The organism is Sulfurimonas sp., assembly GCF_026988655.1.
Classification (GTDB): Bacteria; Campylobacterota; Campylobacteria; order Campylobacterales; family Sulfurimonadaceae; genus Sulfurimonas.
Genome location: NZ_JALSKT010000049.1, coordinates 41,770 through 58,428 on the forward strand (window position 1 = coordinate 41,770; position 16,659 = coordinate 58,428).

A 16,659-nucleotide genomic window follows, 5' to 3' on the forward strand; every position below is an offset into this window, starting at 1 on the left:
CTAAGAGCCTGAGTACACAAACTATACACATAAGTTGAGTATAATGATACTAAGAAAGAAAAAGGAGGATGTTATGTGTGTCCCTCATGGAGCGGCTCGCTCACAAGATAATGGATTTGTTAAAGATGACAAACCGAAAAAACATATACAAAGAGTTTCTAAAAGAGAGTTTGAAAAAGGTGATCCTGATTTTGTAGATGAAAGAGTAAAAGCATACACACCAAAGAAAAAAGGCTCATTTTTTGATGACCTTTTCTCGTAGAAATTTCCTCAAAGCAGGCTTTTTATCTAGCGCTGTTTTTTTGATGGATGGGTGTAATCTTTTTGGCGTAACAACACCCATAGAAACTATCCGTATTTTAGAAAATGACTTGTTCCCACAAGCAAATAAACTTCATATAAAAACAGCACCTTATATGGAGATAATACTTCATCACTCTCGCATCAGCAAAGCAGATAAAACATTTATAAAAAATGGTGTCAAATGGCTTAACGAAGAGGCAATAGCATTACACCATAAAAGTTATGTCAAACTCGCCCACAAAGAGCGTCAAGAAGTGCTAAACGCAGTAGCAAAAACTGAGTGGGGAGAAAGCTTTATATATAATATAATGAGCTATATGTTTGAAGCGATGCTTGGTGACCCTATCTATGGCGGTAACAATAAAGAAGCAGGTTGGAAATGGCTTGCTTTTACAGGGGGAGAACCCCGTCCTAAAAAGGCTTTTTTATAATGGTTGATGTATGTATCATAGGAAGTGGCGCAGGTGGCTCACCCATAGCATACGAGCTTGCCAATGCCGGTTTTGAGGTTGTTGTTCTTGAAAAAGGTAAAAACTACACAGAAAAAGATTTCAACAAAGATGAGTTGGCAGTTTCTCGTCGTGATATGTTTACCCCTCCGCTTGATGAGCAAAAACACATCATAAATGAACATAATGATGATGGAACATTTACTCGTTATGATGGTGCAGAATCGGGCTGGAACTTTTGGAACGGTTCCATGGTCGGTGGTTCATCAAATCTTATGAGTGGCTATTTTCATCGTCTCAAACCAAATGATTTTAAACTCAAAAGTGTTTACGGTGCGATAGAGGGAGCCAACGTCATAGACTGGGCGATAAGCTATGAAGAGCTAGAACCCTACTATGATAAGGTAGAAAAAGTTGTAGGTGTGAGTGGAAAAATAGTAAAACACAAACACCTCGAACCACGTTCAAGTGCCGACTTTCCTTATCCTGAGCTAGCAACAAACGCAGTAACAAAATGGTTTGACGCTGCATGTAAAGAGCTGCATTTTAAATCCATTCCTACCCCTCGTGCGGTGCTTTCTCAAAATGCCCTGAGTAGAAATGCTTGTTACTACTCAAACTTTTGTGGAAGTTATGGTTGTGCAAGTGGGGCAAAAGGAAGTGCAAGAGCCGCGCTTTTACAAAAATGTTCTGCAAAAATCATTACTGATGCTTTTGTGTATAAACTTGAGAGTGATGAGAAAAAGATAACACGTGTCTACTACTACACAAAACATGGTGTTAGACACTCTGTGAGAGCGAAAATCTTTGTTTTAGCAGCACAGGCGATAGAGAGTTCAAGACTGCTACTGAACTCTAAAAACAAATACTTTTCAAAGGGTATGGCAAACTCTAGTGGACAGGTAGGAAAAAATCTTATCTTTTCAGGCGGAGGAAGTGGTAGTGGAAGATTTGTCTTTGAAAAGCTCACTCAAACGCAGCAAACAGAGCTAATGGAAGTTGGAGTTTTTTTTAACCGTTCTTTGCAGGATTGGTACGAATATACAGAGAAAGATAAAGCTCAAAAAGGTGGAACTATAGACTTTCTTTTTGAACATCAAAACATTATTCCCCGTGTGATGAAAGAAGTATATGACGAAGAGGGACATCTTCTTTGGGGTGAGGCTTTGGCAAAAAAAGTCCAAAAAATGCTGACGACTTCACGGGTTTTGACTTTTGAAGTCTTTAATGACTGGTTACCAACAGATAAATGTTTTGTTGCTGTGGATGAGAAAGTAAAAGATAAGTATGGTGTACCTGTTGGCGTTATCAATCTTTATGGACATCTAAAAGATTTGGAAGTAGGTGAGCATTTAGCAAAAAAAGCAGTAAAAGTTTTGCAAAAACTTGGCTGTGAAGAGATAGACTACTCTATATCTTCAGCACCGCCACCAAACCTTGTAGCTGGTGGTTGCAGATTTGGCAATGATCCAAAAACATCAGTACTAGACAAAAACTGTAAGGCGCATGACTTAGAAAACTTATATGTAACAGATGCCTCTTTTATGCCGACAGGCGGAAGTGTGCCTTATACATGGACGATCTATGCAAACTCTTTTCGTGTGGCTGATGTGATTAAAAAGCATCTTGGTGCTTTTGTGAGTTAAATATTTTGGGTATCTTCTATCTCTTCTATCTTGTAGAGCATATAACCCTCATAATAATAACTTGTGTCAATACCTCGCATATAAAGAGTAAAGTCATCTATCTCGTCACTCAGAGCATTTTGAAGTAAATACTTTATCTCTATATCTTTAATTGGACTTCTTTGCATAGCAAGCAGATAGTCTTCTTTGTCTACTTTTGTCCAATCAACGACAACTTTTAACTCATGTTTAAGTATATGATCTAACCATATTCACATGCTTCGTCCATTACCCTCGCGAAAAGGGTGAGCAACATTCATCTCTACATACTTTTCTATTATTGTATCATAGGTATTTTGTGGCATCTTTTGGATATTTTCTATGGACACTTTCAAGTAACTCACAGGTGCAAAACGAAAGTCACCTTTAGAGATATTAGCATCTCTAATTTTTCCAGCAAAAGGGTAAATAGTACCAAAAAGATACTCATGAATAGAAGACAGAGCTGCAAAACTACCAGGCTTTAAAGTATCTAAAAAAGCGTTTTCAAAATGAAAAACAGTGCCTGAGAGTTCTTCTGTTTTTTGGCGTTTTTTAGTTGTATCAGTCGAAGCATTGAGGTTTATGCCATAAAGCATTGCGCTTGAGGCGACAAGACATTTGACAAAAGTTCTTCTTGATATATTTTTCATAATTGCTACCTTTTATAAGTTAAAAATTAAGTGTTGTTTTTACACGAGACCTTTTTCCCTCTTTTGGTGTTATAAATATATGTAACTGCCAAGTTCCACTCATTGCAAGGTTAAGAGTCGCTTTATACTTTCCATTTCCAAGGTTTTTTGCATTTGCTTTAGAACTCATGGCAGGCATTCCAGGCATTGCAGGCATAAATGCTTTGAGTGCTATGTTTGCATCGTCTATAAGTTTACCATTTTTTTTGATAGTAACTACAACTGTATTTGATCCAGTTGTAAGTGGTTTGTCTGCAGTGATATGCACAGTAGTTGTTCTGAATTTTGCATCTTTGCTAAACGCAGCGGCATGTACTAGTGTTGCACCTAAGAGAAGTGCGAAAAAGATTTTTGTTAAAGTTTTCATAATGAAGTCCTTTTTGTGTTTTGCTGAGAGAAGTATATACTCTTTGTGTGGTGGGTTTGTGATGTAAAAATGGAGGGCATATTAAAAGGTAAAACAGACTCTTAAATCTAATAATAATAGTAAAAAATAGGTTTACAAGTCTAATTTTGATACAATCTGTAAAAAATAGAGGTCACTAATGCTGGAAGAACTACGAGACTATCAAAGAAAGTTATTTAAAAAAGTAGATTTTAGTTATAAACGATATTTCTTTCATCTTAATCTGGATAAAAAACTTGTAGGTATTATTGGTGCCCGCGGTGTAGGTAAGACTACATTTTTGATTCAGTATTTAAAAGCATTGGATTTGCCATTTAGTAAAAAACTCTATATCAGTGCAGATATTATTAGCATTCCCTCCTTGTATGAGGTTGCCGAAGCTTTTTCTAAAGAAGAGGGTGAAATTTTAGTGATAGATGAGATTCATAAATACAAAGATTTTGAGAAAGAGTTAAAAAAAATCTATGACCTTCTGGATTTATGTGTGATTTTTAGCGGTAGTTGTGCACTCAAACTTGACAATGCAAAAGCAGATCTCAGTAGAAGAGCAATTATCTATGAAGTAGAGGGATTGAGTTTTAGAGAGTTTGTTGAACTGAGTAAAGGTATCTCTTTGCCATCGTTTTCATTAGAGCAGATTTTACAAAACCATCAAGATATAGCGTATGAACTTTTAGAAAAATTCAATGTAACATTGTTGTTTAAAGAGTATGTGAAATATGGATATTATCCTTTTTATTTTGAAGATAAAGATGATTATCTAATCAGACTTAATGAGACAATAAATACTGTAATAGAAGTTGATATCCCTTCGATATTTCCAATAGAATACGACAGTATCAATACTTTAAAAAAACTGGTACGTCTTATCTGTTTGTCGCATCCTTATACCCCAAATCTTAAAGAGTTGATGACAAAAATGAACATGCAAGATAATTACAAAGGCTTGTACAGATTTTTAGAATACCTCAATCGTGCAAAAGTTCTTCATGTCATACGCGCAAAAACAAAAGGAGATAATATATTTACAAAACCGGATAAAATATATCTCAACAACACAAATTTACATTATGCCTATTGTGAGAGTCATAACACAGGAACAGTCCGAGAAGTATTCTTTGCAAGTATGTTGCAGGTTGGACATCATATAACGATACCGAAAAAAGGAGACTTTAATGTTGATGAGAGATATACTTTTGAAGTTGGTGGGAAAACAAAAAGTTTCAGACAAATTAAAGATATAGGTGAGAGTTTTGTTGTAGCGGATGATATCGAGATAGGATCCGGCAATAAAATTCCTCTTTGGTTGTTTGGATTTTTATACTAAGGTAAAGTAATGAATATAGAAAAATTATTCCACATACTCAATCGTCATCAGGAATTGATTTTTTATCTTTTTGAACATAGTGATAGAGTTGTTTATGTGAATGAGATAGAAGATTATTGCAGTGATACAAGTTTGGATGTTTTAGAAAATTTTGAAATTATAGAACTCAGTGATGATACAATAACTTTAGATACTCGTGTTACGCAGTTTTTGAGAGAGTATATAGGGAACAATGATACAATTGAAATTTCTGTTATTGGGGAAATTATAAAAAGGATAGAACATTCTTTGGAGATAGCAAGTGAGTATCGTGAGAAGCAAGCCATTGAATTACCAAAAATTCGTCGAGAGTTGAAAAAAATCAATGCTATATTGTTCCAAAATTTGGACAAACTTCGTATCCGTATTGATAGAGTTTATAAAAGTATTGATACTTTTGAGTTAAAATTAAAAGAACTGCATTTTTCCAAAACTCGCTTAGATGAGTATGAAAAAATACTGTATGCTTTTGAGAGTTTTTTGAAAAAAAATAGTACTTTGATGAAAAGCTTTTATAATCATGAACTAAATCTTTTAATCACTTTTATACAAGAAAACAAAATTGCACTGCATAGAAGCCTTATCCCTCTTACACAAGATGTAATCGAGTATATAAATCAGGTGCAAAAACAAAATGTTTTTGTAGAAAAAATTTTAAAACTTAAAGAGTTAAAAGACAACTTTGAACTTAAAAATAAAACAGATATAGAGGAAAAAAGCGAAATGTTTCAGATAATGTTATCTCCTTTACGGGTTGGTAGTAGATTAGATCCGGAAGTGATTCACACAAACGCCTTTGCAACCTTGCTTCATAAAATTTCTAATAAGGCAAGTATAAAATCTCATCAGGCGGATGCTATAGAATTTACTCCAGCTACAAAAGAAGGGATATTCTTAAATGTTGCCCAAATCCATTTTGCTTTTAGTTCGTCACAAAGTTCATTGATTGAATTTTTACTGCATTATAATCAACTTAAAAATAAAGAGATTGATGAACTTGGAGAGATTTACTGTAAAATGATACTGCTTTATGAAGATGAATATCGAATAAGTAGTGATTTTTTTATCTATAAAACCCAAAAATTTGCAAAGGTATATTATGACAATAGATTTAGATAAAGCCAAAGTAACAAAACTATTTTTGTATCTTAAAGAGGGAAAATTTCTTTCACAAAATAGCCCAAGTAAAAGCGAAAAAGCTCTCTTTGCCTATTTGGAACATCATTTTGAAACACTGCATGAGTATTTTAGTTATATAGATATAGAATTGGTATTGGGCAATGGATATGCTTATTTTGCATCTTCAGAAAATAAAGAAAAACGGCTTGAACAAATCTACGAACTAATAGATTATTTGAATTTTTTCTATAATTATAGTCCTATGTTTGATGTAGGTTTTCACTTTCTACTTTCAGATATTGAGGAGAAATTAAAAGAGAATTTGACACTTGATTTACGTCTTAAAAAGATAAAAACAATTAGTGGAGATACCCTACATGCCAAGCTTCGCTCTTTAGTATCAAAGCTCGAAAAACGAGGCTTTATTGGCTGTGAAGATGAATATCTGCAAAGCTATGTAGTGCTGAACAGTTTTACTTATTTGACGGCTTTTTATGATGCTATAGAGATAAAGGAGTAAGAAGTGGACGCTTTTATAAAGACAGTATTAATTAAGTCAGCAAAGTACGATTATGCTGAGGTTGATGTGGATAAAAATAATCTTTTTATCGGTGCAAATGGTGCAGGTAAAACGACACTCTTGCGTGCAATACTCTACTTTTATACGGCGAATGCAAAAGGATTGGGCATTAGCAGTGCAAAAAAAATCTCTTTTTTAGATTACTATTTTCCTTATGAAGACTCTTACATCGTTTATGTATACAAAAAAGAGAAAAAGTACGTATTGGTTACGCTTTATAAAAATACAAAAATTCAGTTTCGCTTTTGTTTGTTAGATACGCAACCAGACATTAAAAAACTTTTTATTCAAGGTAATCATCCAAAAGAACGTCATGCACTCTGGAATGGATTGCGTGAAATGGGTGGAAGTTTAAGTAATGCAATGAGTGCGAGTGAATATCGGCAAGCACTTTATGTAAAACAGGGGAAAGTACGCTATTACTCCTTGTTTGAAGCAAAAGAGTATGAAGGGTTTACGAAAACATTAGCAAATATTTTTATTAATAATAAAGTTGATTCTGAGGCGATAAAAAGAGTAATAGTCTCATCTTTAAATGCTGCAAAAGAGATCGATATAGAGCGTATTCAAAAACAACTGGCAACATTTAATCAGACTTATGAAGATATTATTGCTTATGAAAAAAATATACCACTCATTGAAGAGCTGATAAAAAATGTTAAAGGGTTTGAGAAAGTACGTTATCAGCTTGAAGAGAACCTTGGTACATTGGCATTCTCAAAAATAAAAACTTTGCAAGAGTTGGAGACACTTCAAAAAACAAATAAAACACTCTCAAACAAAAAAAGTGTGACAGAAGATGAGATACAAGAACTTACACGACTTTACAACAAGCGTCTTGCGCGAGTAAATGAGGCTATTGGTGAGTATAAAGGATTATTAAAAAGAACAAAAGAAAAACTTGCTTACTATCAAGAAGAAAAAATTGAAGAAAAAATAGCAGCTTATGATACTTTAGCAGTTTTAGATAACGAATTGCAAGAGATTATCTCACAAGAAGAATTTATCACAAAAATTGCTTCTGAACTCAAAGTAGGACATGAAAATAGACTCAAATCATTAGAAAATAGTTACAGTATGCAGGTCAATACCATAGAGAGAAAAGAAACGGATCTTCTAACAAAAAAGAATCAAAAAGAGACAGATTTAAGAAACGAGGAGAATGATACTCTTCTAATGTTAGAAAAAGATTTTTTACAAAAAAGCAGCGAAACAAAAGAGCATATACAAAAGCTCGAGTTAGATATACAAGGGCTACAGAATAAACTTGAAAATGAAAAAAAACATCATTTTATTTTTTCAAAAGAGAAAGATATACATACTCTTGAAAAAGAGATAGAAACAACACAAAGTAAATTGCGTGAGTCTAAGCATAATTTAGAAATATTGGATGCGAAACTTGAAAAAGAAGAGAGTCTTGCAGGATATAATGAAACACGCATTTTGGAAAAGAAGCACCAACAAAAAGAGCTGTTTAATGAAAAAATAGAGCGAATTAAACAACTCTTAGCACCACAAAAAAGTTCATTATTATACGCTTTACAGGAAAAGAACCTTGATTTGGACAAATATCTTTATTGTGTGAATGAAGACTTTTTACAAAGTGAAATGGATGCTGATTTTATACAAAATGAATCTATGCAATTTTTTGAATTAAATCTTGAAAATTTTACAATACCGGCGAACTCTTTAAATGTACAATTGACAGAGTTGCAAAAGGAGAAAAAGAAGAGTGAAAAGTTTTTTGATTTAGAAATTGAGAAACTGCAACAAGATTTCAAAAAGATACAAAAGCAGATCTATAGAGATAAACGCAGTAGCGTAGAGGATATTAAAACACTGGATAAATCTTTATTGATATTAACAACACAGCAGAGTCGTTTGTTAGAAGAGAAAGAACATGCTTATGATGTTTTTGAAAAGGAGAAAAAACAAAACATTACGCAGTTACAAGAGGCTCTTTTGCAAAAAAAATCAGAAAAAAAAGAGCATCAAACACTTTTGCAACAATTTGAGCTAGAAAAAAAGAAACAATATGCAGTAACAAAGAGTTTTTATACTAAAAAATATAATAATATTCAAAGAGATTTTGATAGTGAACAACAAAAGCTACAAGAGCAATTAAGACAATTAGAACAACAAAAACAACAGCAAATAATTGAACAGGAAGAACTTTATAAAAAACGCCTGCAAGAGAAAAATATAGATGTTACAGCTCTTGAGAAGCTTAAAAAGCAAAAAAATGCTTTAGAAGAGAAACTGAGAAAAGTGCATTCTTATGCTGAGATAATTGCCAGATATAAAGGGGATAAAGAAGAGTATATTGATAAGCAAAAAAGTAATGAAAAAAAACTCAAATCTTTACAAGAAGAACAAAAAAAATTACAAGTGCAGTACACAATTGACAAAAATCTCAAAACAGAGGAACTTGACAAATACAAAAGAGAGATAGATGCAAACGCAGAGAAGATAAAAGCATATGAAACAAGCCTTGCAAGAGTAGCAGAATTTGAAGCAAGTAGTGCGATGCAAGAGTGCAAGAATATAGGGTTGAGTTATGAGCCAAATAATCATTATGAGATACTTGATACGCTTTTGGACGCCATTTATAATCTTTTGGCTAATTATAGAGAAATAGAGAAAGGAATAGCAAAACTACTTAATAAACTCCAAGATCTGTTTGGTACTTCATTACAGATCAAGCGTTATGAGGATGCTCTGCAAAGTGCTTACGCTTTAGAAGAGTATCACACTAAAGAGAAGATAAAGTCTGTTAAAGAGTGGCAAACACGTGAGTTAGGGCTTATTGTTAAAAGTGTTGTTGATGAGTATAATACACTGATGAATAACTCTCAAAAAATAGAATCGCTAGTAAAAAAGATAAGCAAACTCTTTGGTGAAATTCAAATCGGTGTTGTTGATGAACTCTCTTTGCGTTATTTACAAAGCAACAATCGTGTCATAGAAAAATTGAAACAGATAAAAGCTGTGAATGATGACAACCCTCATGGTTATGGTGTCTCATTATTTAATGATACAGACAACTCTAAAGAGATGCTTCGACTTTTAAAAAATCTGCGTGATACTATAGAGTATGAAAATATTCAAACACTAACACTTGAAGACAGTTTTGTGTTGGAATTTCGTGTTATAGAAAATGGAAATGACAGTAAGTTTCAAACATCTCTTGATAATATTGGCTCAAACGGTACTGATGTTTTGGTCAAAACTATGATTTATATTGCAATGCTCTATATTTTTAAAACAAAAACAACAAAAAAAGAGTTGGCAATACATGTAATACTTGATGAGATAGGTATACTTTCTCAGCGTTATTTAAAAGAACTGATAGAATTTGCCAATCGTTATAATATTTACTTTATAAATGGTGCACCTGATGAAAAACTCATTGGTACATATAAAAGAGTTTTTCTTATCTCAAATAAAAATGCAAAAGCCGTCGTACGGGAGATTATTTCCAAATGAGGCACTATTCAATACTCAAAAAATTATACGAAGACGGGGAGGTGAATTATTCACAGCTTGCCTCACAACTACGCAAAGAGCTAGAAGATGAAGGATTAATAAACATTAGATTCCTCTCTGCGAGTAGAAGAAAAATTGTGGCCAAGGATGCTTTTAAAGCATACTTCAAAAAAATAGACAATATAGAGCAGGCACAAACACGTACAGAGTTAGTTCATGCAAAAAGTGATACGAAAAGAAAACGCATAGCTCCTCAGAATGGTCTTTATATTGCAGGTAATGCGTATATAAACAATAGGCCTTTACCGGAATTTTATGAAAGTACACTATTTTTAAAAAACATTCCAACAGTAGAAGAAAATACACTTATTATTGGTGTAGAGAATTTTGATAATTTAGTTTACTGGAGAGAGCAACGTTATTTTTTTGAGGATGACAAGGAGTTACTCTTTGTCTATAGAAATAAAAAAATGTTGGACTTTCTCGAGAGTACAACAAACTCTGTTCTTTATTTTGGAGATTTTGATTTGGCGGGTATAAGTATATATGAGAATGAGATACGAAAACGAAATAAAGAAACAAAACTGTTTATTCCTCAAGGTATTGAAACTCTCTTAGAAAAATATGGCTCAAGCAAGCTCTATATGCAACAATTCAATCAATTTAAAAATCTTACAAGCAAACTACCAGAAGTTGAAAACCTGATAAAGATGATACATAAATATCAAAAAGGGCTAGAACAAGAATTTTTTATTCAAAGTGAAGGGAAAAATGAAAATATTATTACTTGAAGATGATACGGCACTGGCAAACATTTTAGTTGATTTTTTGGAAGATGACTATGAGGTTGTGCAGACTTACAGTATGAAAAAAGCCTTGCAACTTGCAGAAGAAGAGAAGTTTGATTTGTATATTTTTGACATTAATGTACCTGATGGGGACGGTATCTCTTTATTGAAAGAATTACGAGATTTTCATGATGAGACACCGGCTATTTTCATCACTGCGTTTCATGATACAAAGTACCTCAAATCTGCCTTTGAATCAGGTGCAAATGATTTTATAAGAAAGCCTTTTGACTTAGAAGAGTTAGCGCAGCGTATAGAAAATATTAAAAGGCATTTTGGGCTGGAGAGTTTGGTGAAATTAGCTGATGCAATGGTATTTGATACTAAAACACATACGCTAAAAACAGCAGAAAAAACTATTAAACTGACACATAAAGAGAGTGACTGTCTGCACTATTTTTATAAGAACCGTCATCGTGTGGTAAGCTCTGATGAACTTTTACAAAACTTTTGGGAGTATGAAGATATGCCGAGTGATGATGCTATTCGTACTATTGTGAAAAATTTGCGAAAGCATATTGGTAAGGAATGTATTGTCAATATTCGCGGGGAAGGGTATAAGTTTGAATGAGTTGGAAAAAAAGTCTTTTTACTCTTTTGTAGCGCTTTATCTTGTTTCTTCTTTTTTGTTTGTTTTATTATCAGGATATTGGTATTACAATGCGCAAAAAAACTCTTTGGAGAGTACAACATACTACAAGTTAAACCACATAGCCGATAAACTCTCAGGACTCATTATTAATGCGCAAATGAAAGGCACAACACTAAATCTTCCGGATGAAGAAGGCTTTGAGTATAGCTTGGTTCCTGTCAATGAAGCAGTAAATATTGAAAAAGGATATTATGAACAAGATGGCTATAAAGTACTTGTCTCAGATGCAGCACAAGAACATCTAAATATAAAATATGTTGTGGTTAAAACAAAGGAATATTTTCAAAAGCTTGATGAACTTCAACAAGAAGTACTTTTGGTTATGGGTATAAGTTTTGTTTTTATTGGCATTATCTCTTTTATACTCGCTAAACTTTTCATGAAACCAGTACATCAAAGGATGGAGCAGATTGAGAGCTTTATTCAGGATGTCTCACATGAACTTAATACGCCTATAACGGCTTTAAAAATGAGTGCAAGCCGAGCAATAAAGAAAGAAGTTTATGACAAAAAAATTCTTACAAATATTTCTATAAGTACAAAACAACTTGAGAGCATTTATAAATCGCTGACATTTTTGAACTTTAAGCAAAAACAGCAAGAAGCAGAGGATGTGAATCTTAAAGATATTTTGGAAAGGAGTGTCAGTTATTACAGTGAGCTTACACAAGCAAAAGATATAAAAATACAAACAGAGCTTGAAGATGTTTCTTTTTACATTGTTCCATCACGAGCTGAACTTCTCTTTTCAAATCTACTCTCAAATGCCATAAAATACTCTATGCCACAAACAACAATAAGGATAAAACTAGATAAACACGTTTTTATCATAGGAGATGAAGGTGTAGGTATAGAAGAGAAAAAACTTGATGAAATTTTTAAGATGTATAAACGTGAGTCAGATATAGCAGGTGGGTTTGGTGTAGGTCTGAGCATCGTTAAACAGATATGTGATGAATATGCTATAGATATTACAGTCACATCTGAGTTGGGCAAAGGAACGAAATTTAGTTTACTCTTTTAGAAATACTTCTTACTCTTTTTCGTCTTTTGCAAGTTCAAATTTACCTACTGCGCAGGATACAAAGCTTTTTGCTTGTGCGGTGGTATTTTGCATAAAACCAAGGTTTTCATCAGCCATAGGATAGCCTAAGGTTTTTAGTGCTTGACGAAGCTCAGTAATATCTTGGTCTTGAATATCTAAAGTTATCTCACGTGGCATCACTTCAAGATTTACTTGAATGTCTCCAAATTTATCTTGGAGTTTGCTTGTTAGCGTATTGGCGCAACCTCCACATTTTACATTTTGAACTTGAAAGTTTTTTTTTGGCATGGTATTTCTCCTGTTTTAGTAGGCTTATTGTACTCGAAAATTATTTCTAAATCTTAACTCAAGAAACGAAGCCTTGAGAAAGTCTTTTGTCGCTACTATATCAAAATAATAACAAAAAGGACAATAATGAAAGAGATAAATGATTTATTAGAAAAATATAATCACTTTAAATATGAACAACTCCGTTCAGTCAAACAACTTCCAAACTCAAAAACTGTTACAATCGTTGTACAAGATGATGAGGGAGAAGATGTAAATAGTATTGACCTGACATTTACAGGTATAAGTGCTTCAAGAATTTTAGAAGATGGTGTACTCTCTTACTTAGATATGTCTAGCGGTATAACACTCATCAAAGAAAAAAACTTATATGGTTTTGCATTAGGCAAAGGCGATACAATGTTGCATGTTCATAATGCTCCTTTGTATATTGTTGCTACTGATATAAAAATTGAGGAGAGATAAAACTCTTCTCTTTTTACTTCCTTTTACTTCTTTCCTATATCCCATTTCATATAAATTTCATAGAGTATAGGAATGATTACTAAAGATAAAACAGCGGAACTCACTACACCACCAAGCATAGGTGCCGCAATACGTTGCATCACTTCACTTCCTACTCCATGCGTGTACATAATAGGTGCTAGACCTGCAAGGATGGCAAATACGGTCATGAGTTTTGGACGAACCCTTTGTACAGCTCCCTCATATATAGCAGCATTAAGATCTTGTAGATTAAAAGCATCTCCTCTTGTTTGTTTGAGTTCATCCACACTCTCTTGTAAGTAGATTATCATAACTATAGCAGTCTCAGCAGCAACGCCAAGCAGTGCCAAAAATCCGACAATGACAGCAATACTCATCGCAAAGTTAAGCATATCTATGTAGATAAGACCGCCTAAAAGAGCAAAGGGTAGGGTGAAAAAGACGATAAGTGTTGGTGCTGGTTTTTTCAGTGCCATAAAGATGAGTAAAAATATCGCAACAAGTACAGCCGGAACTATCCAGATGATACGTTTCATAGCAGAATCAAGATACTCAGACTGTCCAGCCCACTCTATATAATAACCCGAATCAAATGTAATCTCATCGATAAATTTCTGAGCGCCGAGTTTGTACTCTGTCGCGCTCATTCCCTCTTTTGGGGTAATATAGATAAAAGTAACAGGAGCTGCCATTTCGCTTTTTATCACAGAAGCACTTTGTCTGTAGGCTACTTTTGCTAGTGAGCCAAGAGGGACAAACCCGAGTTTTGTTTTGACTTGTATATCTCTAATAGACTCCAGACCTCTTCTTTCATCTCCTTCTAAACGCAGTGAGATAGGGTATCGCTCTAGTCCTTTATACATGGTAGAGACTTTCATACCACCTATGGCAAAAGAGGTGTACTCTAAGAGAGTATCTTTTGTCATGTTATATCGTGCAAGCTTTTCTTCATCAGGAATAATGTCGATGTAGTATCCTGCACTTGCCTGGTCGGCAAAAACGGAGAGTGTTTTGTCGTATTGGCGCAGTTTTTCTTCTATGAGTTTTCCGAATTTTTGCAAACCTGCCGCATCCATTCCGTAGAGTTTTATTCCAATAGGTGTTCGTATACCGCTTAAAAGCATGTCGATACGACCACGGATAGGATAGGTCCAGGAATTTGTCAGACCCGGAACCTGCAGAGCAGCTTCCATCTCTTCACGCAGTTTGTCATAGGTCATGCCCTTCGGCCACTCTGATTTTGGTTTGAGTGTGATGATAGTCTCAAGCATACCAAGAGGAGCAGGGTCAGTTGCACTGCCTGCTCGTCCTGCTTTTCCGAAAACATTTTCAACTTCTGGAAATGATTTGATGATTTTGTCTGTTTTTTGCAAAAGCTGTTTTGTCTGGTCTATACTTATACCGTAAGGAGTTACCGGCATATACATAAATGTCTGCTCATTAAGCATAGGCATAAATTCCCATTTGAGGCTTTTATACAGCGGATACATGTAACCAAGCGAGAGTAAAACAAGTACAATAACCAGATATTTAAGTTTGAGTCCGTATACAATAATGGGACGATAAAGCCAGATAAAAAACCTGTTGAGAGGATTTTTATTTTCAGGTAGAATCCTTCCTTTAACAAAAAATACCATAAGAGTAGGTACGAGTGTAATACTTAAAAGTGCCCCTGCAGCCATTGCAAATGTTTTTGTAAATGCAAGGGGCGTAAAAAGAAGACCCTCCTGTCCACTGAGTGCAAAGATAGGTAAAAACGAGACGACAATGAGTGCGAGTGCAAAAAAGATTGGACGTCCTACAAGTTGGGATGACTTGAGTATGATGGCAATGCGTTCTTTGTCTGTAGGCACTCTTGCTTCTTTATGCTCAAATTTATGTAGCATTTTATGGGCATTTTCTATCATAACGATAGAGGCATCAACCATCGCACCGATAGCAATAGCAATACCACCAAGACTCATGATGTTTGAGCCGATACCAAAGAGTTTCATCAGTAAAAAGGTAAAGCCAACTGTGAGCGGTAGTACAATGATAACAATGAGTGAAGAGCGAAAGTGCATCAGAAAAAGCCCGATGATGATAACCACGATAACACTCTCTTCAATAAGCGTATCTTTTAAAGTATCTACGGCTTTGTCGATGAGACCTGAACGGTCATAGACAGTGACAACATCCACATCATCAACTTTAAGTTCTTTCATCTTCTTTTGCACACGTTTAATCATGCTATAAACATCTTCACCATAACGTGCCATAACAATACCGCCAACTACTTCGCCTTCACCGTTTAAGTCTGCCAGACCACGACGCGGTGCAGGGGTGAGTTCTACTCTTGCAATATCTCCAAGTTTTACAGGTGTACCTGCTTTTGTTGTGACTACGAGTCCTCTGATATCATCAAGGTTTGTGATATAAGCCTTTGCCTGCACCATCCACTCGTAGCCATTTTTAATGACAATACGACCACCGGTATCGTTGTTGTTTTTTGCCAATACTCTTTTAATGTCCCCGATGCTGAGGTTGTACCTTACAAGGTTGTTATTATTTACAGTGACTTGAAAGGTAGGAACAAACCCTCCAATACTGGCCACTTCACTTACTCCGTCAACGCCCATAAGTGCATATTTGTAATAATAATCCTGCAATGTACGAAGCTCGGCAAGGTTTTTTGTTTTTGATTTGAGTGCATACTCATAAACCCAGCCCACACCACTGGCATCAGGACCAAGGGCTACGTTCATATTTGCAGGGAGTTGTGACTGTATGCTTGCTAGTTGTTCAAGTACACGACTACGAGCCCAATAAAGGTCAGTCCCTTCTTTAAAAATGATGTAAATAAGACCATTCTCATACGTAGAATAGCCACGTACCGTGTCAATATTGGCGATAGCCAAAAACTGCGCAACAAGTGGATATGTGCCTTGAGATTCTACAATCTCAGGAGATTGTCCTGCCCAGTTAATCTGTACAATAACCTGAGGAGGAGAGAGATCAGGGAGTGCATCAAGAGGAGTGTTTTTCATACTCCAAATAGAAGCAATAGCCAAAGTAAACGCAGCTATGAGAACGATAAATCTGTTTTTAATACTAAAAGCAATGAGTTTTTCTATCATAATTTTTCCGTTTTTGTAGTTTGGAAAAATTATAGCAAGCTTGTGTGTAGGGTTTGTGGCAGGAGTAAAATAAAATCTTTGCTTGTAGTCTTTGTAGTTTAAATGTTGCTATTTTGAGTCTATTAAGAAATCTGTTTATTTTATAATGTACTTAAAATA

At 34.6% G+C, this 16,659-nt stretch carries 14 protein-coding genes and 1 pseudogene; 11 read left to right on the forward strand and 4 right to left on the reverse strand.

What is annotated here, in order from left to right; genetic code table 11:
• Positions 1 to 73 precede the first annotated feature (73 nt).
• Genes MV052_RS05225 through MV052_RS05235 form a run of 3 tightly spaced genes read left to right on the forward strand, consistent with a single transcriptional unit; the run spans position 74 to position 2,398 of the window.
• On the forward strand, positions 74 to 262 hold the full coding sequence (locus MV052_RS05225; RefSeq protein WP_297441647.1) for a hypothetical protein: 189 nt from the start codon (positions 74 to 76) through the stop codon (positions 260 to 262).
• Complete coding sequence (locus MV052_RS05230) at positions 246 to 734, forward strand: gluconate 2-dehydrogenase subunit 3 family protein (RefSeq protein WP_297441649.1); 489 nt, start codon at positions 246 to 248, stop codon at positions 732 to 734. The genes MV052_RS05225 and MV052_RS05230 overlap by 17 nt, the downstream gene beginning before the upstream one ends.
• Positions 734 to 2,398, forward strand: coding sequence for a GMC family oxidoreductase (locus MV052_RS05235; protein WP_297441651.1), 1,665 nt, complete (start codon positions 734 to 736; stop codon positions 2,396 to 2,398). Before MV052_RS05230 ends, MV052_RS05235 begins: the two co-directional genes overlap by 1 nt.
• Here MV052_RS05235 and fic read toward each other — a convergent pair.
• Together fic and MV052_RS05245 are read right to left on the reverse strand one after the other, a co-directional pair.
• Positions 2,395 to 2,913 (reverse strand): annotated as a pseudogene (gene fic, locus MV052_RS05240) (protein adenylyltransferase Fic); the annotation flags it as partial. The gene MV052_RS05235 and the pseudogene fic overlap by 4 nt on opposite strands.
• Positions 2,914 to 3,088: 175 nt before the next feature.
• Complete coding sequence (locus tag MV052_RS05245; RefSeq protein WP_297441652.1) at positions 3,089 to 3,475, reverse strand: FixH family protein; 387 nt, start codon at positions 3,473 to 3,475, stop codon at positions 3,089 to 3,091.
• Positions 3,476 to 3,653: 178 nt separating this feature from the next.
• Between MV052_RS05245 and MV052_RS05250 the strand changes: the two genes are divergently transcribed.
• From MV052_RS05250 to MV052_RS05280, 7 genes are read left to right on the forward strand one after another with little or no spacing between them, the layout of a single operon-like run.
• On the forward strand, positions 3,654 to 4,841 hold the full coding sequence (locus MV052_RS05250; RefSeq protein WP_297441653.1) for an AAA family ATPase: 1,188 nt from the start codon (positions 3,654 to 3,656) through the stop codon (positions 4,839 to 4,841).
• A 9-nt stretch (positions 4,842 to 4,850) separates the two neighbouring features.
• On the forward strand, positions 4,851 to 5,999 hold the full coding sequence (locus MV052_RS05255; protein WP_297441656.1) for a hypothetical protein: 1,149 nt from the start codon (positions 4,851 to 4,853) through the stop codon (positions 5,997 to 5,999).
• Positions 5,980 to 6,519 (forward strand): hypothetical protein, encoded by a 540-nt coding sequence (locus MV052_RS05260; RefSeq protein ID WP_297441658.1) that lies wholly within the window; start codon positions 5,980 to 5,982, stop codon positions 6,517 to 6,519. Before MV052_RS05255 ends, MV052_RS05260 begins: the two co-directional genes overlap by 20 nt.
• A 3-nt stretch (positions 6,520 to 6,522) precedes the next feature.
• Complete coding sequence (locus tag MV052_RS05265) at positions 6,523 to 10,065, forward strand: ATP-binding protein (protein ID WP_297441660.1); 3,543 nt, start codon at positions 6,523 to 6,525, stop codon at positions 10,063 to 10,065.
• Between the two features lie 41 nt (positions 10,066 to 10,106).
• A complete protein-coding gene (locus MV052_RS05270) occupies positions 10,107 to 10,856 on the forward strand; it encodes a hypothetical protein (RefSeq protein WP_297441661.1) in 750 nt (249 codons plus the stop codon).
• On the forward strand, positions 10,837 to 11,484 hold the full coding sequence (locus MV052_RS05275; protein ID WP_297441663.1) for a response regulator transcription factor: 648 nt from the start codon (positions 10,837 to 10,839) through the stop codon (positions 11,482 to 11,484). Before MV052_RS05270 ends, MV052_RS05275 begins: the two co-directional genes overlap by 20 nt.
• Positions 11,477 to 12,589 (forward strand): HAMP domain-containing sensor histidine kinase, encoded by a 1,113-nt coding sequence (locus tag MV052_RS05280; RefSeq protein ID WP_297441665.1) that lies wholly within the window; start codon positions 11,477 to 11,479, stop codon positions 12,587 to 12,589. Before MV052_RS05275 ends, MV052_RS05280 begins: the two co-directional genes overlap by 8 nt.
• A 9-nt stretch (positions 12,590 to 12,598) precedes the next feature.
• Here MV052_RS05280 and MV052_RS05285 read toward each other — a convergent pair whose 3' ends face one another.
• Entirely contained in the window at positions 12,599 to 12,898 is a 300-nt protein-coding gene (locus MV052_RS05285) for a heavy-metal-associated domain-containing protein (protein WP_297441667.1), read from the reverse strand.
• A gap of 126 nt (positions 12,899 to 13,024) precedes the next feature.
• Between MV052_RS05285 and MV052_RS05290 the strand changes: the two genes are divergently transcribed.
• On the forward strand, positions 13,025 to 13,363 hold the full coding sequence (locus tag MV052_RS05290) for a hypothetical protein (RefSeq protein WP_297441669.1): 339 nt from the start codon (positions 13,025 to 13,027) through the stop codon (positions 13,361 to 13,363).
• A 23-nt stretch (positions 13,364 to 13,386) separates the two neighbouring features.
• Here the strand turns inward: MV052_RS05290 and MV052_RS05295 are convergent, their stop codons facing one another.
• Positions 13,387 to 16,500 carry a CusA/CzcA family heavy metal efflux RND transporter gene (locus tag MV052_RS05295; RefSeq protein WP_297441671.1) on the reverse strand — a complete coding sequence of 1,038 codons (3,114 nt, stop codon included), beginning with the start codon at positions 16,498 to 16,500 and terminating at the stop codon, positions 13,387 to 13,389.
• Positions 16,501 to 16,659: the final 159 nt, after the last annotated feature.

Bases quoted from the DNA above. Each gene is read 5' to 3' on its own strand.
- MV052_RS05225 (WP_297441647.1), top strand. From the start codon at position 74: ATGTGTGTCCCTCATGGAGCGGCTCGCTCACAAGATAATGGATTTGTT.
- MV052_RS05230 (WP_297441649.1), top strand. From the start codon at position 246: ATGACCTTTTCTCGTAGAAATTTCCTCAAAGCAGGCTTTTTATCTAGC.
- MV052_RS05235 (WP_297441651.1), top strand. From the start codon at position 734: ATGGTTGATGTATGTATCATAGGAAGTGGCGCAGGTGGCTCACCCATA.
- MV052_RS05245 (WP_297441652.1), bottom strand. From the start codon at position 3,475: ATGAAAACTTTAACAAAAATCTTTTTCGCACTTCTCTTAGGTGCAACA.
- MV052_RS05250 (WP_297441653.1), top strand. From the start codon at position 3,654: ATGCTGGAAGAACTACGAGACTATCAAAGAAAGTTATTTAAAAAAGTA.
- MV052_RS05255 (WP_297441656.1), top strand. From the start codon at position 4,851: ATGAATATAGAAAAATTATTCCACATACTCAATCGTCATCAGGAATTG.
- MV052_RS05260 (WP_297441658.1), top strand. From the start codon at position 5,980: ATGACAATAGATTTAGATAAAGCCAAAGTAACAAAACTATTTTTGTAT.
- MV052_RS05275 (WP_297441663.1), top strand. From the start codon at position 10,837: ATGAAAATATTATTACTTGAAGATGATACGGCACTGGCAAACATTTTA.
- MV052_RS05285 (WP_297441667.1), bottom strand. From the start codon at position 12,898: ATGCCAAAAAAAAACTTTCAAGTTCAAAATGTAAAATGTGGAGGTTGC.
- MV052_RS05290 (WP_297441669.1), top strand. From the start codon at position 13,025: ATGAAAGAGATAAATGATTTATTAGAAAAATATAATCACTTTAAATAT.
- MV052_RS05295 (WP_297441671.1), bottom strand. From the start codon at position 16,500: ATGATAGAAAAACTCATTGCTTTTAGTATTAAAAACAGATTTATCGTT.